Raw genomic sequence first — 17,951 nt, forward strand, 5'->3', positions numbered from 1 at the left:
GAAGCTACGCCAGGGATCGACCTGCTGACCAGTGGAAACGGGCGATCGGATCCGCGCATGTGTTCACGCCGTCTGAACCAATCCGCCGGGCGTGTCGCTCCGAACACGTCGTGGATGGGGGTTCTGTGGAGGAGCGTCCGATCCGGTGTCGGAGCCGCCGGTTACCATCACTGCGTGTCGATCCCCGCCCCTGCTCCGGAGCCCGCCTGGGCGACGGTCTACGCGCCGGCGGAGCCGGTGAGCCTCGCGCTCACCCTCCGCACGCTGCTGCGGGGCTCGGGCGACCCGACCATGCTCCTCGACGCGTCCGGCTTCTGGCGGGCGTTCCGCACGCCGCTCGGCCCGGGCACCCTGCATCTGCGGCAGGCGGTGGACGGCGCGGTCCACGCGCGCGCCTGGGGCGGGGGAGCGGAGTGGCTGATCGACGCGGTCCCCGAGCTCCTCGGCCACGGCGACGACTGGAGCGGGCTCGACCTGTCGGCCCACGCGCCGCTCGCCGAGGTGCTCCGCCGCTCGTCGGGCCTGCGCCTCACGCGCGCGAACCTGGTGTTCGAGATGCTCGCGCCGTCGGTCCTCGAGCAGAAGGTCACGAGCACGGAGGCGTGGCGCGCCTACCGGGTGCTGGTGCGCCTCCACGGGGAGCCCGCCCCGGGGCCGGTCGCTCTGCACGTGGCTCCGAGCGCGCAGCAGTGGCGACGGGTGCCCTCGTGGGACTGGCACCGCGCGGGAGTGGATCCGCGGCGCTCGCGGACCGTCCTCACCGCCGCGCTCGTCGCCTCCGGCCTCGAGCGGACCCTCGCGCTCGGGCGGGGCGGCGACGAGGTCGCCCGCCGGCTGCAGTCGGTGCCGGGGATCGGGCCGTGGACGGCGTCCGAGGTGATGATGCGCGCCCACGGCGATCCGGACGCGGTCAGCGTGGGCGACTACCACCTGGCCGCGGCCGTCGGCTTCGCGCTCACGGGTCGGCTCGGGGTCGACGACGACGGCATGCTCGAGCTCCTCGAGCCGTGGCGCGGGCACCGGCAGCGGATCATCCGGCTGATCGGCTGCAGCGGAGCGAGGAAGCCGCGGCACGGCCCGCGGATGACCATCCAGGACCACCGCCGGCACTGATCCGCTCCTCCACAGGGGCGGCTCGCGGGCGAGTCGGCGCGACCACCGCGTCACGCCGCGTTCGCGCGGCGGGTCGGGCTTAGCCTCGGAGGATGCAGCAGTCGACGACCCCAGGTGTGCCCGGCAGCGACCCGGAGCGCGAGCCCGACGAGGCGGCCGTGCGGAGCGGGGTCGACGCGACGATCGGTGGTCGGACGCCGGAGGGCGGCACGGGGTCGGACGACGAGGTCGAGGCCGGTGAGGCGCGCGACTCCGTGAGCGGGGCCGAGGTCGTGCCGGCGCCGGAGTCCGCGTCCGAGAACGTGGCCGAGCCTCAGGACGACCAGGAGTCCGACGCTGAGGACGTGGCTGAGCCTCAGGACGAGCAGGAGTCCGACGCTGAGGACGAGGACCTGCGCGAGCCCGGTGTTCAGGACGAGGACGAGGTCGTGCGCGACGCTCAGGACGAGGCCGTGAGCGAGCCCGATGCAGAGGACGAGGTCGTGCGCGACGCTGAGGACGAGGTCCTGCGCGGGCCCGACGCCGCGTCGGAGTCGGAGCTCGCCGCGCCCGCCGCCGCCGAGCCCGAGGTCGACGACCGCCCGATGATCGAGCGCGTCGAGTCCCTGGTCCGCCGCTGGATCGCGCGCAGCGGCGAGTTCCCGGTCGAGCCCGCCGCCCAGCGGCTCGCGGGCGTGCTCCAGGACCCGAACGGACTCGACTTCACCGTCGGGTTCGTCGACGGCGTCGCCCGGCCCGAGGACCTCTCGGTCGCGGCCGAGAACCTCGCGGCGCTCACCGCGAAGACGCCCGCCTTCCTCCCCTCCTACCTGCGCGCCGCGATCAGCACCGGCGGCGCCGTCGGCCCCGTGCTGCCCTGGGTGGTCGTGCCCGCGGCCCGCCGGGTCCTCCGCCGCCTCGTCGGGCACCTCGTGGTCGACGCCTCGGAGGCGCGTCTCGGTGCGGCCGTCGCCGCGCTGCGCGAGGGCGGCGACCGGCTCAACCTCAACCTCCTCGGCGAGGCCGTGCTCGGCGAGCGCGAGGCCCGCCGCCGCCTCGAGGGGACCCTCCGCCTGCTCGAGCGGCCGGACGTCGACTACGTCAGCGTCAAGGTCTCGAGCGTCGTCAGCCAGCTGTCGATGTGGGCCTTCGAGGAGGAGGTCGACCGCGTCGTGGAGCGTCTCACCCCGCTCTACCAGGCCGCCGCGTCCGGAGCCGACCCCACCTTCATCAACCTCGACATGGAGGAGTACCGCGACCTCGACCTGACGGTCGCCGTGTTCCGGCGCCTCCTCGAGCAGCCGGGCATGCTCGACCTCGAGGCGGGCATCGTCCTGCAGGCCTACCTGCCCGACTCCGTCCGCGTGCTCGACGAGCTGACCGGGTGGGCGCAGGAGCGCCGGGCCCGCGGCGGAGCCCCGATCAAGGTGCGCGTCGTGAAGGGCGCGAACCTCGCGATGGAGCGGGTCGACGCGGCCCTGCACGACTGGCCGCTCGCGACGGTCGGCAGCAAGGTGGAGGCCGACACGAACTACAAGCGCCTGCTCGACCGGGCACTGCGGCCGGAGCGCGTCGACGCGGTGCGCGTGGGCGTCGCCGGGCACAACCTCTTCGACCTCGCCTGGGCGTGGCTCACGGCGACCGAGCGCGGGGTGACCGGCGCGGTCGAGATCGAGATGCTGCTCGGGATGGCGACCGGGCAGGCGCGCGCCGTCCGCGAGGACGTGGGACGCCTCCTCCTCTACACGCCCGTCGTGCACCCGCACGAGTTCGACGTGGCCATCTCGTACCTCATCCGCCGGCTCGAGGAGAACAGCAGCCCCGAGAACTTCCTCTCGGCCGCGTTCCGCCTCGACGACGAGGAGGTGCTGCAGCGGGAGCTCGGCCGCTTCCGCGCCTCGCTCGAGGCCCTCGACGACTCCGTCCCGCCGCCGAACCGCACGCAGGACCGCCTGCGGGAGTGGTCCTCCGGCTCCGGCCGCCGCCTCGTGCAGGAGCACGCCCGCGCCGGCGAGCGGGCGCAGGACCCGGCCGCCGCGGGCCTGACGCAGGCCGTCCTCGGCCTCAGCCGCGGCTCCGGTGCCGCCGCCGCGACCGCGGGCTTCCACAACGAGCCCGACACCGACCCCGCCCTCCCCGGCAACCGCCGCTGGGCGCGCCTGATCACCGAGCGCATCGCCGGCTCGACCATCGGAGCGGGCACGGCCGACGCCGCGCGCGTGAGCACCGAGGCGGAGCTCCAGGAGGTGCTGCGCGCGGTGTCCCGCCGCGCGGAGCGCTGGGGCGAGCGCCTGGGCTACGACCGAGCGGCCGTGCTCGACCGCGCCGGCCTCGTCCTCGCCGCGAACCGCGACCGCCTGATCGAGGTGATGGCCTCCGAGACCGGCAAGACGATCGCCGAGGCCGACCCCGAGGTCTCCGAGGCCATCGACTTCGCCCACTACTACGCCACCCGCGCCCGCGAGCTCGACGCCGTCACCGGGGCCACCTTCGTCCCCGCGCGGGTCACCGTCGTCGCTCCGCCGTGGAACTTCCCGGTCGCCATCCCGGCCGGATCGATCCTCGCGGCGCTCGCCGCCGGCTCCGGAGTCGTGGTGAAGCCGGCGCCCCAGGCCCGCCGCTCGGCGGCTGTGCTCGTCGAGGCGCTCTGGGACGCGGGCGTCCCGCAGGAGCTCCTCGCCCTGGTCGACCTCGACGAGGAGGAGCTGGGACGGGCGCTGATCACCGACCCCCTCGTGGACCGCGTGCTGCTCACCGGCTCCTACGAGACCGCCCGCCTCTTCCGCTCCTGGCGGCCCGGCCTCGCACTGCAGGCCGAGACCAGCGGCAAGAACGCGATCATCGTCACTCCCCACGCCGACTACGACCTCGCCGTCGCCGACATCGTCCGCAGCGCCTTCGGGCACGCCGGCCAGAAGTGCTCCGCCGCCTCCCTGGTGATCCTGGTCGGCTCGGTCGCCCGCTCCAAGCGCTTCCGCGCCCAGCTGGTCGACGCCGTCACGTCGCTCCGCGTCGGCCGGCCCGACGACCCGTCGGCGGTGATGGGGCCGCTCATCGAGGAGCCCACCGGCAAGCTCCTGCACGCGCTCACCACGCTGGGCGGAGGCGAGTCGTGGCTCGTCGAGCCGCAGCGGCTCGACGAGAGCGGCACGCTCTGGTCGCCCGGGATCCGCGAGGGCGTCACCGAGGACAGCTACGTCCACCTCACCGAGTTCTTCGGCCCGGTGCTCGGGATCATGCACGCGGCGACCCTCGAGGACGCCGTCCGGATGCAGAACGGCACCGAGTACGGGCTCACGGCCGGGCTCCACTCCCTGCACGCCGACGAGCTCGCCCTCTGGATCGACTCGGTCGAGGCGGGCAACCTCTACGTCAACCGGGGCATCACCGGAGCCATCGTCCGGCGCCAGCCCTTCGGCGGCTGGAAGCGCTCGTCCGTCGGCGGCGGCGCGAAGGCGGGCGGACCCAACCACCTCATCGGCCTCGGCTCCTGGAAGCCCTCGCCCGCGCGCTCCTCCTCGACGCTGCACCTGCGCGGCCTCGACGACCGCGCGCGCCAGTTCATCGAGGCGGCCCAGTCCTCGCTCCGGTTCGAGCAGTTCGACCTGCTCCGCCGCTCCGCCCTCTCCGACCAGCTCGCCTGGGCGACCGAGTTCGGCGTCGTCACCGACATCTCGAAGGTCGGCGTCGAGCGGAACCTGTTCCGCTACCTCCGCGTGCCGATCGCGCTGCGCCTGGCCGACGGCGGCGACCTCGGAGAGCTCCTCCGCGTCATCGCCGCGGGCCTGCTGACCCGCTCCCGGATGGACATCTCCACGTCCCTCCCGCTCCCGCCGCGGGTCCAGGAGATGCTCGGCGGCGACGAGCTCGCCGAGATGGCGGGCCTCGTCCCGCGCATCGTCGTCGAGACCGACGCCCAGTGGCTCGAGCGCGCCGCGGCCGGCCGCATCACGGCGCCGCGCATCCGCATCATCGGCGACATCGTCTCCGACCGCGTCGACGGCTATGCGGGCCCGCAGGCCCCCGGCAGCCCGACGCACGGACAGCAGGCCGTCGTCCGCCGATCGTCCGACTCGACCGGCTCCTTCACCGACGTCGTCGCCGGCATGACCCGCGGCAGCACGGGAACTCCGGTCCCGCTCACCCGCGCCGACGGATCCCGCGTCCCCCTCGCGACCGCCCTCGCCGAAGCCCTCGGCGGCGCCCTCGACACCGCCGTCTACGCCGACCCGGTCACCCCCGCCGGCCGCGTCGAACTGCTGCCCTTCCTCCGCGAGCAGGCGATCTCGATCACGAACCACCGCTTCGGCAACCCGATCGATCTGAGCGACGACGTGCTGTAGTCGATTCCACGCCCGTCCCTGACGGGCGTGGCGCGGTCGGCTTCTCGACGGGGTGCGTTCTGAGGAGCGGGGGGCGTTCGGCTACAGCGATCCGCTGGTACGCGGATCGCTGGTTCGCCTCGGTGGCGGTGCTCGCGGGGATGGTGTGGATCGAGTGTGGCGCGGTCGGCTTCTCGACGGGGTGCGTTCTGAGGAGCGGGGGGCGTTCGGCTACAGCGATCCGCTCGCACGCGAATCGCTGGTTCGCCTCGGGGACGGTGCTCGCGGGGATGGTGTGGATCGTGTGTGGCGCGGTCGGCTTCGTGACGGGGCGCGTTCTGCAGGGCGGGGTGCGTTCGGCTGCAGCGATCCGCTGGTACGCGGATCGCTGGTTCGCCTCGTGGGCGGTGCTCGCGGGGATGGTGAGATCAGGCTGGCGCGGGTCGGCCTCCCGACGGAGCCCCGGGACGCGGCTCGACGAGGCGCGGGGGACTTACTTGTCGCGGCAAGTAGTGGGTAGGGTGGAGGGATGAGTGCGCCCGAGACACGCTGGCTGACGCCCGATCAGCTCGACGCCTGGCTGCGCTTCATCGCGGTCGTGGAACTGCTGCCGGGCGCCCTCGACACGCAGCTGCAGCGCGACGCAGGGCTCACGCACTTCGAGTACCTGACCCTGGCGATGCTGTCCGAGGCGCCCGACCGCGCCCTCCGGATGACCACGCTCGCCGCCCGCACCAACGCGACCCTGCCCCGGCTCTCGCACGTGGTGACCCGCCTCGTCGCCCGCGGCTACCTCGAGCGCCGCCCCTGCGCCTCCGACGGCCGCGCCACGAACGCGGTGCTCACCGACGCCGGCCTCCAGAAGATCGTCGACACGGCGCCCGGTCACGTCGCGACCGTGCTGGCCGACGTCATCGATCCGCTCGACGCCGAGCAGATCCCGCAGCTGGCCGACATCATGTCGCGCATGCTCGCCCGGCTCGACCCCGAGGGCAGGATGACGGTCGACGCCGTGCGCTCCTCCCTCGGAGACCCCGACACCCGCTCCTGCTGAGCGCACCGACCCCTCGCTCCCGGGGCGGACCGGCGTCGGCCGCGGCCGAATTCATGTACAGGGACTCCCGGACGTGCCCGTCAGGGTCCTCGAGGCCGCGCCCGCATGGAGCCGAGGTCCTGCACCGCGACCGGCTCGGCGCCGCCGGAGGCCGGCCCGTTCCCGAGCACCTCGCCGACCTCCTCCCTGCTGCCGACGCTCACCGCGAAGAGGCCCTGCACCCGGGAGCGCGCGACGATGATCTCCTTCGACCTGGAGGTCGAGAAGGAGGGGTGCGGGAGGAGCATCGCGGACACGGGCTCGGAGGCGACGGAGCAGGCGGCGTCATCGCTGAACAGAGGATGCAGGGCTGAGCAGAGGATTCAGGGTCCGGCCGAGCGCCGGGGAGAACGCCCTCGAGCGCTCCGGATCCGTGAACGGGAGGTCGACGAGGATCGAGTCGACGGCCCTCCTCGTCAGTACAGCGATCGGCCGCGCGACACGCGGGAGTCCGTGCCATCATCGCCTCGTGCAGTTCACCACGACGCTCTTCCAGATCGGCAACAACACCGGCATCGAGGTGCCGCCCGAGGTCCTCGAGGCACTCGGCGGCGGCAAGCGTCCCGCCGTCGCGGTGACGGTGAACGGCTACCGCTTCACCAGCACGGTCGGAGCAATGGGCGGACGCGCGCTCATCCCGTTCTCGGCCGAGAAGCGCCGCGAGACGCAGCTCGCCGGCGGTGACGCGATCGACGTCGTGATCGAGCTCGACACCGCGCCGCGCGAGGTCGCCGTGCCGGAGGACCTGGCGTCCGCGCTGGCCTCGGCGGGCGCTGCGGAGCGCTTCGCCGCGCTCTCGCCGAGCGCGCGGAAGGCCCACGTCACGTCGGTCGAGGGCGCGAAGGCCGCCGAGACGAGGGCGCGCCGCGTCGCCTCGATCGTCGCGGCGCTCGTCGGCTGACGGGCGCGCCACGGTCCGTGACGCGACCTCCCCGCCGGATAGGCTGCCTCCGGCGCCCCACGGCGGAGCGCCCTGGAAGCGGAGTCGGGGGACTTGATGGGTGCGGTTCGGCGTTGGGTGTTCCCGATCGTGTGGATGGTCATCATCGGAGCGGCGAGCATCGCCCTGGTGAAGATCGCGTTCTTCCCGGACGGCGCGGCCGAGGCCGATCCGACGCAGCCGACCGGTGAGATCACCGAGCCGACCGTCACGGTCGCCCGCGGCACGGTCACCAACGACCTCACCCTCCAGGGCACCGTCGCCGCCGACCCCGCCGTGCCGCTGAAGGCGACGGCGGCCGGAACGGTCGACGACGTCTACGTGCAGCAGGGCGCGGCCGTCGCGTCGGGCGATCTCATCTACGACATCCGCGTCGAGACTCCGCGCGACCCGGTCGAGACGACCGGCCCGGACGGCGCCGTCACCCTCACCCAGCAGGAGCCCTCCGTGCGCTTCGAGCGGGTCTACGCCGCGACCGGCGGCACCCTCAGCGCGCTCGGCGTCATCCACGACCAGGCCGTCACGGTCGGCGAGGTGACCGGACAGGTCGCGCCGCCGAGCTACGCCGTCACCGGCACGATCGACGCGCAGCAGCTCTACCGCATCCAGAACCGGCCGACGGAGGCGCAGGTCGCGATCACTGGCGGGCCCGCCGGCTTCACCTGCACCGACCTCACCATCAGCACCCCTCTCGCCGGAGCCGGCGAGGGCGGCACGACCGGCGGAGCGACGGACGGCGGCGGTGGAACCTCCACCGGCGGCTCCGGCACGAGCTTCACCTGCCAGGTGCCGACGGAGGTCACCGTGTTCCCCGGGCTCGCCGCCTCGGTGACGCTCGCGGGAGGCAAGGCGGAGGACGTCCTCGTCGTGCCGACCACCGCGGTCGAGGGCACCGCCCAGTCCGGCGTCGTGTTCCGCCGGGCGGACGACGGCAGCACCGAGGAGGTCCCGGTGACGCTGGGACTCACCGACGGCAGCTCCGTCGAGATCACCGGCGGAGTGGAGGAGGGCGCCGAGCTCCTGCAGTTCGTGCCGGGCGCGGAGGAGGCTGCTCCCGACGTCCAGCTGGGCGGCGACTGCATCGCGCAGCCCGACGGCTCGGTCTTCTGCTCGTGACGATCCTCCGGCTCGAGGGGATCCGCAAGGTCGTCCCGCTGCCCGACGCGCCGCCGCTGACGATCCTCGACGGAGTCGATCTCGAGGTGGGCGAGGGCGACCACGTCTCGGTCGTGGGCCGCAGCGGTTCCGGCAAGTCGACGCTGCTCAACATCCTCGGACTCATCGACGAGCCCACCGAGGGGCGGATGCTGCTCGAGGGCGCTCCCACCGAGACCCTGTCCTCGCGGGCCCGCGCGCGCATCCGCGGCGGCAGCATCGGCTTCATCTTCCAGCAGTTCAACCTGCTGGAGGGGCGGACCGCCCGCGAGAACGTGATGACGCCGCTGCTCTACGCGACCGGATCGGAGTTCTGGCGCCGCCGCGACCTCGCGGCCGAGATGCTGGAGCGGGTCGGCCTCGGGCACCGCGTGGACTCGATGCCCGGGCGCATGTCCGGCGGCGAGCAGCAGCGGATCGCGATCGCCCGCGCCCTGGTGCGCCGACCGCGGCTGATCCTCGCCGACGAGCCGACGGGCGCCCTCGACACCGACACCGGCGAGAGCGTGATGGGCCTGCTCGACGAGATCGCCCGCGAGTCCGGCTCCGCGCTGGTCACCATCACCCACGACCCGGCCATCGCGGCGCGGGCCGAGCGCCACTACCGGCTCGACCACGGCCGCCTGGGCTCGACCGCGGATGCGGGCTCCGTCGCCGAGGCGGCGGTCCTCTGATGCGCGCGCTCGTCGGGATCGCCGGCGCGATCGTCGAGGCGTGGACCGAGCTGCGGATCCACCGCGGACGCGTGCTGCTCTCGCTGATCGGAGTCGCGGTGGCCGTCGCCGCCCTGACCGCGGTCGTCGCCGCCGGTGGCATCGCCCGCCAGGCCAGCATCGAGCAGGCCGAGCGCTCCAGCGGGCGCCCGGCGAGCCTCTTCCTCTCCGCCTACCCCTCCGGCACCGGCACCGCCGAGGTGGATGCCGACGCACTCCAGGCCGCATGGACCGGTGCGCTCGAGCGCTACTCCATCACCTACGCGAGCCGCTCGACCTACGGCAGCGCGCGCGTCCAGTTCGCCGACGGCGCCGTCGACGTCGCGGTGCAGGCGGTCGACCAGCCCTTCGCCGAGATGCACCGGCTGAAGATCGTGGACGGCTCCTGGTTCACCGCCCGCGACTCCCAGCGCCTCGCTCCCGCACTCGTCGTCAACGAGCGCTTCTGGGAGCGGATCGGGAGCCCGGATCTGCGCACCCACCCGGTGGTCACCCTGCTCGGCTCCGAGCGCGACGTCACGGGCGTGGTGGTCGGCGTGACTCCCTCCTCGCAGTTCGAGACGGATCCGTCGATGATGATGCTCGCGGACGCCTACCCGGCGGTCGCCCGCGACGCCGACCCGCAGTACGGCGGGCAGGGCGTGCCGAACTACGAGATGTGGGTGCCGCTCGACCTGGCCGAGCCCCTCGCCGCGGCGGTGGAGCGCGACGTGGCCGGCGCCCTGGGATCCGACTTCGAGGTGTCGGTCGACCGGCAGGACTACCTGGTCTACGACTCCGACCCCTTCGGCGTGCTGACCTGGGTGATCGGCGGCGTGGCGGGCCTGGTGCTGGCGCTCGGCGCGCTCGGACTGCTCAACATCGCCCTGGTCACGGTCCGGCAGCGGATCCGCGAGATCGGCATCCGGCGCAGCTTCGGCGCCTCCTCCGGCCGCATCTTCTTCTCGATCATGATGGAGAGCGTCGTGGCGACCGTCGTCGCGGGAGTGGTCGGCGTGACGGTCGCGGTCATCCTCGTCACAAACCCCTGGACGGTGGCCTTCGTGCAGGACAACGGGATCGCCGACATCCCGCCTTTCCCGGCCGAGGCGGCGCTGCTCGGGCTCGGGGCGGCGACCCTCGTCGGCGCGCTCGCGGGCCTGGTACCGGCGATCGTCGCCGTGCGGGTGAAGGTGATCGACGCGATCCGCTACTGAGGCCCGCCGAGGGTGACGACGAGCTCGTCGCCCTCGAGCGCGGCGTGCGCGTCGGAGTAGTGCGCGATCCGGGGCAGCCCCCGGGTGCTCGCACTCTCGTGGCTCCCGACGACGATCACGCGCATCCCGGCGTCCAGACCCGCCCGGATGCCGGCCTCGGCGTCCTCGAACACCAGCGCCTCCTCGGGGGAGACGCCGAGCAGGGCCGCGGCGGCGAGGTAGCCGTCGGGAGCAGGCTTGCCGTTCGCGACGTCGTGCGCGGTGACGACGGTGTCGGGGGAGGGGACGCCCGCCGCAGCCAGACGTGCGGCCGCCAGCGCCGGGCTCGCGGACGTGACCAGGGCGACGCGCTCGCGGGGGAGTGAGGCGAGGAACGCCGTCGCGCCGGGGATCTCGACGGTGCCCTCGGTGTGCTCGAGCTCGTACGCGTCGAGCTCCGCGACGATCGCGTCGACGTCGCTGCCGGCCGGAGCGAAGCGGCGGACGCTGTCGGCGGCGCGGACACCGTGAACGGCGCCGAGCACCGCGTCGTAATCGAGAGCGAAGCGCTCGGCGAAGGCGCCCCAGATGGTCTCCACGACGGCCGTCGAGTCGACGAGCGTCCCGTCCATGTCGAAGAGGGCGGCGCGGGCTCGGAGGAGGTGGGGCATGCGTCCATCCTGGCGGTCGGCGGCCTCCGGTGCCTGCCGGTGCGGACAGCGCTCGGACAGCGCGCGATCAGCCCGCCCTCAGGCCACGCATCGTGTCGCGGCGCTACGGTGGTCCGAGATCGCGGGCAGACGCCCGGAGGGGAGTGGAGGACGCCATGACGGACGACAACGGAACCGGCACGGACCAGGGCGCGAGCACGGGCGGCGAGGCCTCCGGACCCCGCGCCGGGTGGTACCCGGACCCGGCGGGCTCGTCCCGTCAGCGCTGGTGGGACGGGACCGGCTGGACGGAGTCGCTCCGCGACGCGCCGGCGGCCACTCCCACCGCCCCGGCCGAGAGCGGGTCGGCGCAGGCCGCCGCGACTCCCGTTCCGCCGACCGCACCGACTCCGCCCTCGCCGCCCGCCGAGCGTCCCGCCTACGGGGAGACGTCGAGCGGAGCGGCGACGAGCTACGGGCAGTCGGCCTCGGGTCGGTATCCGCAGCAGCCGTCGTCCGCCGACCCGCAGCAGAGCTACGGGCAGCAGGGCTACGGCCAGCAGGGCGCCGGTCAGCAGCCGCAGCCGCAGCAGCCCTCCGGCCAGCAGCAGCCGCAGCAGGGCTACGGCCAGCAGGCTCCCCAGCAGTACGGCCAGCAGGGGTACGGCCAGCAGCCCTACGGCCAGCAGCCGCAGCAGCCCTACAACCAGCAGCAGCCGCAGTACCCGGCCTACTCCGCGGCTCCCGGAGCACCCGTGCAGCAGCGTGACACGAGCATCGTCACGTCCACCCCGTGGATCTGGGTGGTGGTCCTCCTGCCGCTGCTCTCGGCGCTGTCGATCTTCCTCCTCCCGCCGAGCGCGATCGTCGACTCGTCGATGGCCTCGACCTACGGGCCGAGCTCCTCGATGGGGATGTCGACGGCCTACCTCGTCGGCCTCGGCGTGCTCCAGGTCGTCGGCTTCCTGATCTACGCGGCGGAGGTCGTCTTCGCCTTCCTCGACTGGCGCCAGCTGAAGCGAGCCGGCCTGCAGCGTCCGTTCCACTGGGCGTGGGCCTTCCTCGCCGCTCCCTACGTCTACGTGATCGGCCGCAGCGTGGTCGTGAAGCGCGTGACCGGCGGCGGCCTCCTCCCGCTCTGGGTCTTCCTCGGCGTCGTGGTCGTGTCGTTCCTCATCGCGATCGGCTGGACGGTGTCGCTCTTCTCCCAGATGACGCAGGCCTTCGCTCCCGCGGGCTTCTGAACCCGTGCGCGCCGCCGATCTCGTCCTGACCGGCGGCGCCGTCTTCACCGCCGACGCCGTGCGCTCCCGAGCGCACGGCGTCGCTGTCGTCGGAGGGCGGATCGTCGCGGTCGGCGCCGACGCCTCCGACCTGATCGGGCCGCGCACCGAGGTGGTCGACCTCGAGGGCCGGATGCTCGTCCCCGGCTTCCAGGACGCCCACGTGCACCCGGTCTGGGGCGGCGCCGCGCTGCTGCGCTGCTGGCTCGGAGCGGGTGGATCGCCCGCCGAGCACCTGGCGACGGTCGCCGGGTACGCGGCTCGGGAGAGCGGAGCGGAGTGGATCCTCGGCGGCGGCTGGAACCTGCCCGACTTCCCCGGAGGAACCCCGACCGCCCGCGAGCTCGACACGGTCGTCCCTGACCGGCCCGCCTTCCTCACCAACGCCGACGGGCACGGCGCCTGGGTCAACTCCGCCGCACTGCGCCTCGCGGGGATCGACCGCACGACGCCGGACCCCGCCGACGGCCGCATCGAGCGCCTGGCCGACGGCACCCCCTCCGGCACCCTGCACGAGGGGGCGATGGACGCGGTCCGCCGCCATCTCCCGCCCGCCAGCGCGGACGAGCTCCACCGCGCGCTGCTCCTCGGGCAGGAGACCCTGCACTCGTTCGGAGTGACGGCGTGGCAGGACGCGATCATCGGCTCCTACGGCGATGTGGGCGACCCCGGTCCGGTGTACCGCCGCGCGGCGCTGAGCGGCGAGCTGACCGGGCGCGTCCGCGGTGCGCTGTGGTGGGACCGGGGCCGCGGCGTCGAGCAGATCCCGGAGCTCGTCGAGCGGCGCGCGGCGCTCGCCGCCGACCGCTTCGCGCCGACGACCGTCAAGATCATGCAGGACGGGGTCGCCGAGAACTTCACGGCGGCGATGCTCGAGCCCTACCTCGACGGGCACGGCGGCCACGGTCACGGCGACGGCCTCTCGATGGTCGACCCGCGCCTCCTGAGCGAGGCCGTGCCGCTCCTGGACGCGGCCGGGTTCCAGGTGCACTTCCACGCGATCGGCGATCGCGCCGTGCGCGAGTGCCTGGACGCCGTCGAGCGGGCGATCGAGGCGAACGGGCGCCGCGGCAACCGCCACCACCTCGCCCACCTGCAGGTCGTGCATCCGGACGACCTGCCGCGCTTCCGTGCGCTCGACGTCGCGGCCAACCTGCAGATGCTGTGGGCCTCGCTGGAGCCGCAGATGGTGGAGTTGACGCTGCCGTTCCTCGGTGAGCGGCGCGGCTCGTGGCAGTACCCGTTCGGCGACCTGCTCCGCTCGGGCGCGGTGCTCGCCGCGGGGAGCGACTGGCCGGTGTCGACGCCCGACCCGCTCGCCGCGATCCACGTCGCGGTGAACCGGCTCTCGGCGCCGTCCGAGCGCGAGCCGGGGTGGAGCGAGGAGGTGTTCCTCCCGGGGCAGCGCCTCGACCTCGCCACCGCCCTCTCCGCCTCCACGGCCGGCTCGGCGTGGGTGAACGGCCTGGAGGGCGAGTCGGGCTCGATCGCCGTGGGACTCGCGGCGGACTTCGCCCTGCTGGACCGGGACCCCTTCGCCGGCGACCCCCGGGCGATCGGGGACACCCGGGTGCTGGGCACCTGGATCGGCGGCGAGCGCGTCCACACCGCAGCGGACGCGCCCGCCTGATCCGGGTCGTTCAGGAGGCGGCGCTCAGCAGGTGATCGCTCCGCCGATGATCCCCGCGAGCAGCCCGCCGGTCGCGGAGGCGATCGCGCCGGGACCGGAGATCGCACCGATCACCTCGCCGGTCGCGGCACCGCTGACGCCGCTCCCGGCGACGCAGTGGCCCCATTCGGGCGAGCTCCAGTCGCTGTTCAGGTGCAGGCCGCCCACCGCCGAGCGGGACGCCGAGTCCGGGGCGAAGTGGAAGGTGAGCGTGTCGGAGTCGTCGATCGACCAGTGGCCCGACACGGTGCGGCCGCGTCCGACGTCGATCCTCTCCGGGAGTGCGTCGGACGTCTCGGCGCCGTCCGTGAAGCCGACCCCGCCGCCCGCCAGCTCGACGATCCGCGTGTCGTCGGTGACGTCGAAGGTCACCGTCGACGCCGATCCGCCCCGTGCCTCGAGGTGCACCCGGCTGCTCGTCTCCTGCCTCGCCGGCTCGGCGTGCGCGGCCTGCGCTGTGAACAGCGGCACCGCCAGCAGAGCGGCCGCCGCCGCGACCAGTGCCGTGCTCGTCCTCTGTCGTTCCATCGTCGTTCCCTCCCTCGGATTCCGATCCAGGAGGGAGGGCTCAGCGCCGCCGGTCGACGAGGGCGAGGACGACGGACGCCACCGCTGCCGCGACGGCGGCGGTGACCACGACGTCCCACGGATCCTCAGCGCCCACCGCGGTCGCGACGAGGTGCCCGGCCAGGACGCCGACGAACAGAGCCGGCAGCATCAGCCAGATGCGCCGTCTGCGTCGTGCCGCCGTACCGGCCTGTTCCCTGTCGCTCATGCTCGCCCTCCTGGATTCACCATAAAGGTATGGAGTACCAGGCGGTCGCGACGCGCGTCGAGGAGGTGGCGCGATCCGTCAGGCCTCGCTGCGCTGGATGAGGCGGGAGAGGACGATCGCGGAGCGCGTGTGGTCGACGTTGGGCGCGATGCGGACCTTCTCGAGGGCGAGCTCGAGGCTGGGGATGTCGCGCGAGCGGATGTGGACGATCGCGTCGGCGGAGCCGGTGACCGTGCCCGCGTCGACGACCTCGGGGACCGCGGAGAGGATGCGGCGGAGCTCGTCCGGAGCGACGGTGCCGCGGCAGAAGAGCTCGACGTAGGCCTCGGTGGCCATGCCGTCGACCGCGGGGTCGACCTTGATCGTGAAGCCGCGGATCACGCCGTCGGCCACGAGGCGGTCGACGCGGCGCTTCACCGCGGAGGCGGAGAGCCCGACCACGCCGCCGATGTCGCCGTAGCCCGCGCGGGAGTTCTGGCGCAGCAGATCGAGGATCTTCCGATCGATGTTGTCCATGCTCCGAGGATAGGCGCGGCCGGAGCGGCGCCTGGACGGCAGCAGAGTGCCACTGGAGATTCGTGACGCCCGGCTATATAGTTGCTCTCGGTCAATAGTTGATCGCAGTCAACTAGAACCGCCGCCGTGCTGAAGAGGAGCCCATGTCACACCCCGAACACCGCGCCGCATCGCGCGGAACCACCGCGCCGCACGCCCCCGCCGGGCCGGACGGCGCCATGTCGCACCGCCAGGTGCTCGAATCGCTCAGCGGCCTGCTGCTGGGCATGTTCGTCTCGATCCTCGCGGGCACGGTCGTGTCGACCTCGCTGCCCCGGATCATCTCCGACCTCAAGGGCGACCAGAACGCCTACACCTGGGTCGTCACCGCGACCCTGCTCGCGACCACGGTCTCCACTCCGCTCTGGGGCAAGTTCGCCGACCTGTTCAACCGCAAGCTGCTGATCCAGCTCGCCCTCGGCCTGTTCGTCATCGGCTCCGCTCTGGCCGGCTTCTCGCAGGACACGAACATGCTGATCGTCTTCCGCGTGTTCCAGGGCCTGGGCGCCGGCGGACTCGCCGCGCTGAGCCAGATCATCATGGCCGACATCATCAGCCCCCGTGAGCGCGGCAAGTACGCCGGCCTCTTCGGCGGCGTGATGGCGATCGGCACCGTCGGCGGCCCGCTCCTGGGCGGCGTCGTGACCGACGCGTTCGGCTGGCGCTGGAACTTCTTCATCGCGATGCCCGTCGCGATCGTCGCGATCGTCCTCCTCCAGATGACCCTCCGCCTCCCCGCGCACCCGAAGCGCAAGGTGCGGATCGACTACCTCGGCGCCGTGCTCATCGCGGGCGGTGTCTCGCTCCTGCTGATCTGGGTCTCCCTCGCCGGCAAGAACTTCGACTGGGCCTCGTGGGAGACCGCGGTCATGGTCGGCGGTGCCGTCGTGCTGCTGATCGCCGCCGTGATCACCGAGCTCACCGTGGCCGAGCCGATCATCCCGATGGGGATGTTCAAGAACCGCACCTTCAGCCTCGCCGTCGTGGCGAGCATCTCGGTCGGCGTCTCGATGTTCGGCGTCGCCGTCTTCCTCGCGCAGTACATGCAGCTGGCCCGCGGAGCCACGCCGACCCAGTCGGGCCTGCTCACCATCCCGATGATGGCCGGCCTGCTGATCGCGTCGACGATCTTCGGCGGGATCATCTCGCGCACCGGCAAGTGGAAGGCGATCATGATCAGCGGCGGCGTGCTCGCCGTGATCGGCACCTCCCTCCTCAGCACCCTCCGCTACGACACGGACCTGGTCCTCGTCGGGATCTACATGGCCGTCCTCGGTGCCGGCCTGGGCATGCTGATGCAGAACCTCGTCCTGGTGGTGCAGAACTCGATCGAGGTGAAGAACCTCGGCGTCGCGACCAGCGCGGTCACGTTCTTCCGCAGCCTCGGCGGCACCGTCGGAGTCTCGGTCCTGGGCTCGATGCTCGGCACCGTGATCGCCGACCGCATCAAGACCGGCATCGCGGGGCTCGCTCCCGCCGACCAGGCTCTCGCCGCGCAGGCGCTGGGCAGCGGCACGATCCCGCAGCCGGCGACCCTGCCCGACGCCGTGCGCGTCGTGGTCGAGAGCGCCTACGGGATCGGCGTGGGCGACGTGTTCCTCTACAGCATCCCGCTCGCCGTGGTCACGCTGATCGCCGTCGTCCTCCTGCCGAACGTGAGCCTCGGCTCGAAGAACGCGGTGCAGCTCAAGGCGGAGCCGACCACTCCGCTGCAGGCCGCGGAGGACGCCCTCATCGCCGCCTCGGACGGCCAGGCGGCGCTCCGCCCCGTCGGCCAGGCCCGGCGGACGGACGACGCGACGCACGCCCGGGAGGGTCGCGAGGCCACTCCCGTCGGACACGGCCGCCACGCCGACGAGGAGCGGCAGGAGGAGCCGGTCGGGCACGCCCGGCACGCCGCTCCCACCGGCTCCGTCGACGTGATCGAGCGCTCCTGATGCCCGCCGCCGCGCCCTCGGCCGAGGCGCTGCACGAGGTCGAGGAGCAGATCACCGTGCTCGCCGTCCAGGTGCGCCTCGCCGTCCGGGACGCGGCGGCGTCGATCGACCCGGCGCTGCCGCCCTTCGGACTGCGGCTGCTGCGGATCCTCGAGCGCTGCGGTCCGGTCCACTCCGGCGCCGCGGCGGAGCGGCTCGGGGTCGACCGCAGCGCGATCAGCCGCCAGGCCCGCCAGCTCGCCGAGCTGGGCCTGGTCGAGATGACCTCCGATCCCGCCGACGGCCGAGCGCGGTTCCTCTCGCTCAGCGCGGCCGGATGCGAGCGGATGCGCGACCTCGGCGGCCGTCAGCGGCAGCGGATGCAGGAGGCGCTGAGCGCCTGGCCCGAGGAGGACCTGCGTGCGTTCGCGGGATACCTGGAGCGGCTGACCGCGGCGGAGTGAGCCGCGTGATCTGGACGAGTGGCGCGGACCGACGGGGTCCGCGCCACTTCTGCGTGCGGGCCGCCGGACGCGGCGCGGGCGCGCTGACCGCGTGCCGTCTCGCGCCACCCGATGCCGACGGCGTCGTGGCCGTTCTACATTTCCTGAGA

General features: G+C 73.3%; 16 protein-coding genes. 11 read left to right on the top strand and 5 right to left on the bottom strand.

What is annotated here, in order from left to right:
• The first annotated feature begins 174 nt into the window (after positions 1–174).
• From C5C71_RS04705 to C5C71_RS04725, 3 genes are all read left to right on the top strand, one after another.
• Positions 175–1,113, top strand: a complete 939-nt coding sequence (locus C5C71_RS04705; protein WP_258064157.1) for a DNA-3-methyladenine glycosylase — start codon at positions 175–177, stop codon at positions 1,111–1,113.
• Between the two features lie 584 nt (positions 1,114–1,697).
• Complete coding sequence (locus tag C5C71_RS04715; RefSeq protein ID WP_104260431.1) at positions 1,698–5,435, top strand: proline dehydrogenase family protein; 3,738 nt, start codon at positions 1,698–1,700, stop codon at positions 5,433–5,435.
• 508 nt (positions 5,436–5,943) lie between these two features.
• Positions 5,944–6,468, top strand: a complete 525-nt coding sequence (locus C5C71_RS04725) for a MarR family winged helix-turn-helix transcriptional regulator (protein WP_104233099.1) — start codon at positions 5,944–5,946, stop codon at positions 6,466–6,468.
• An 80-nt stretch (positions 6,469–6,548) separates the two neighbouring features.
• On the opposite strand, the gene C5C71_RS17495 is transcribed toward C5C71_RS04725, so the two are convergent.
• Positions 6,549–6,764: a hypothetical protein gene (locus C5C71_RS17495; protein ID WP_181065644.1), complete on the bottom strand. Its 216-nt coding sequence runs from the start codon at positions 6,762–6,764 to the stop codon at positions 6,549–6,551.
• A 212-nt stretch (positions 6,765–6,976) separates the two neighbouring features.
• Between C5C71_RS17495 and C5C71_RS04735 the strand changes: the two genes are divergently transcribed.
• From C5C71_RS04735 to C5C71_RS04750, 4 genes are all read left to right on the top strand, one after another.
• Positions 6,977–7,408, top strand: coding sequence for a YdeI/OmpD-associated family protein (locus tag C5C71_RS04735; RefSeq protein ID WP_104233100.1), 432 nt, complete (start codon positions 6,977–6,979; stop codon positions 7,406–7,408).
• Between the two features lie 135 nt (positions 7,409–7,543).
• Positions 7,544–8,563, top strand: coding sequence for an efflux RND transporter periplasmic adaptor subunit (locus C5C71_RS04740; protein ID WP_104222862.1), 1,020 nt, complete (start codon positions 7,544–7,546; stop codon positions 8,561–8,563).
• Complete coding sequence (locus tag C5C71_RS04745) at positions 8,560–9,276, top strand: ABC transporter ATP-binding protein (RefSeq protein ID WP_104337225.1); 717 nt, start codon at positions 8,560–8,562, stop codon at positions 9,274–9,276. The genes C5C71_RS04740 and C5C71_RS04745 overlap by 4 nt, the downstream gene beginning before the upstream one ends.
• Positions 9,276–10,511 (top strand): ABC transporter permease, encoded by a 1,236-nt coding sequence (locus C5C71_RS04750; protein ID WP_104233103.1) that lies wholly within the window; start codon positions 9,276–9,278, stop codon positions 10,509–10,511. Before C5C71_RS04745 ends, C5C71_RS04750 begins: the two co-directional genes overlap by 1 nt.
• On the opposite strand, the gene C5C71_RS04755 is transcribed toward C5C71_RS04750, so the two are convergent.
• Complete coding sequence (locus C5C71_RS04755; protein ID WP_104337226.1) at positions 10,505–11,161, bottom strand: HAD-IA family hydrolase; 657 nt, start codon at positions 11,159–11,161, stop codon at positions 10,505–10,507. The two genes, C5C71_RS04750 and C5C71_RS04755, sit on opposite strands and share 7 nt — an antisense overlap.
• A gap of 155 nt (positions 11,162–11,316) precedes the next feature.
• Between C5C71_RS04755 and C5C71_RS04760 the strand changes: the two genes are divergently transcribed.
• Both C5C71_RS04760 and C5C71_RS04765 read left to right on the top strand, forming a co-directional pair.
• Positions 11,317–12,384, top strand: a complete 1,068-nt coding sequence (locus C5C71_RS04760; protein ID WP_146081478.1) for a DUF2510 domain-containing protein — start codon at positions 11,317–11,319, stop codon at positions 12,382–12,384.
• A gap of 4 nt (positions 12,385–12,388) precedes the next feature.
• On the top strand, positions 12,389–14,053 hold the full coding sequence (locus tag C5C71_RS04765; protein ID WP_104337227.1) for an amidohydrolase: 1,665 nt from the start codon (positions 12,389–12,391) through the stop codon (positions 14,051–14,053).
• A gap of 24 nt (positions 14,054–14,077) precedes the next feature.
• Here the strand turns inward: C5C71_RS04765 and C5C71_RS04770 are convergent, their stop codons facing one another.
• From C5C71_RS04770 to C5C71_RS04775, 3 genes are all read right to left on the bottom strand, one after another.
• Positions 14,078–14,620, bottom strand: a complete 543-nt coding sequence (locus C5C71_RS04770) for a hypothetical protein (RefSeq protein WP_104337228.1) — start codon at positions 14,618–14,620, stop codon at positions 14,078–14,080.
• Positions 14,621–14,660: 40 nt separating this feature from the next.
• The gene (locus C5C71_RS17235; protein WP_146076614.1) at positions 14,661–14,867 is read right to left on the bottom strand and encodes a hypothetical protein; all 207 of its coding nucleotides are present in this window, start codon (positions 14,865–14,867) and stop codon (positions 14,661–14,663) included.
• A gap of 78 nt (positions 14,868–14,945) precedes the next feature.
• Positions 14,946–15,383: an Lrp/AsnC family transcriptional regulator gene (locus C5C71_RS04775; RefSeq protein ID WP_104222855.1), complete on the bottom strand. Its 438-nt coding sequence runs from the start codon at positions 15,381–15,383 to the stop codon at positions 14,946–14,948.
• 218 nt (positions 15,384–15,601) lie between these two features.
• On the opposite strand from C5C71_RS04775, the gene C5C71_RS04780 reads away from it, so the two are divergent.
• Both C5C71_RS04780 and C5C71_RS04785 read left to right on the top strand, forming a co-directional pair.
• Entirely contained in the window at positions 15,602–17,359 is a 1,758-nt protein-coding gene (locus C5C71_RS04780) for an MDR family MFS transporter (protein ID WP_104273714.1), read from the top strand.
• Positions 17,359–17,802: a MarR family winged helix-turn-helix transcriptional regulator gene (locus C5C71_RS04785; protein ID WP_104222853.1), complete on the top strand. Its 444-nt coding sequence runs from the start codon at positions 17,359–17,361 to the stop codon at positions 17,800–17,802. Before C5C71_RS04780 ends, C5C71_RS04785 begins: the two co-directional genes overlap by 1 nt.
• Positions 17,803–17,951 lie beyond the last annotated feature (149 nt).

Source organism: Rathayibacter sp. AY1C1, assembly GCF_002932105.1.
Lineage (GTDB): Bacteria > Actinomycetota > Actinomycetes > Actinomycetales > Microbacteriaceae > Rathayibacter.

Coding starts and splice junctions, on each gene's coding strand:
- C5C71_RS04715 (WP_104260431.1), top strand. CDS start 1,698: ATGATCGAGCGCGTCGAGTCCCTGGTCCGCCGCTGGATCGCGCGCAGC.
- C5C71_RS04725 (WP_104233099.1), top strand. CDS start 5,944: ATGAGTGCGCCCGAGACACGCTGGCTGACGCCCGATCAGCTCGACGCC.
- C5C71_RS04740 (WP_104222862.1), top strand. CDS start 7,544: ATGGTCATCATCGGAGCGGCGAGCATCGCCCTGGTGAAGATCGCGTTC.
- C5C71_RS04750 (WP_104233103.1), top strand. CDS start 9,276: ATGCGCGCGCTCGTCGGGATCGCCGGCGCGATCGTCGAGGCGTGGACC.
- C5C71_RS04755 (WP_104337226.1), bottom strand. CDS start 11,161: ATGCCCCACCTCCTCCGAGCCCGCGCCGCCCTCTTCGACATGGACGGG.
- C5C71_RS04760 (WP_146081478.1), top strand. CDS start 11,317: ATGACGGACGACAACGGAACCGGCACGGACCAGGGCGCGAGCACGGGC.
- C5C71_RS04770 (WP_104337228.1), bottom strand. CDS start 14,620: ATGGAACGACAGAGGACGAGCACGGCACTGGTCGCGGCGGCGGCCGCT.
- C5C71_RS17235 (WP_146076614.1), bottom strand. CDS start 14,867: ATGAGCGACAGGGAACAGGCCGGTACGGCGGCACGACGCAGACGGCGC.
- C5C71_RS04775 (WP_104222855.1), bottom strand. CDS start 15,383: ATGGACAACATCGATCGGAAGATCCTCGATCTGCTGCGCCAGAACTCC.
- C5C71_RS04780 (WP_104273714.1), top strand. CDS start 15,602: ATGTCGCACCGCCAGGTGCTCGAATCGCTCAGCGGCCTGCTGCTGGGC.
- C5C71_RS04785 (WP_104222853.1), top strand. CDS start 17,359: ATGCCCGCCGCCGCGCCCTCGGCCGAGGCGCTGCACGAGGTCGAGGAG.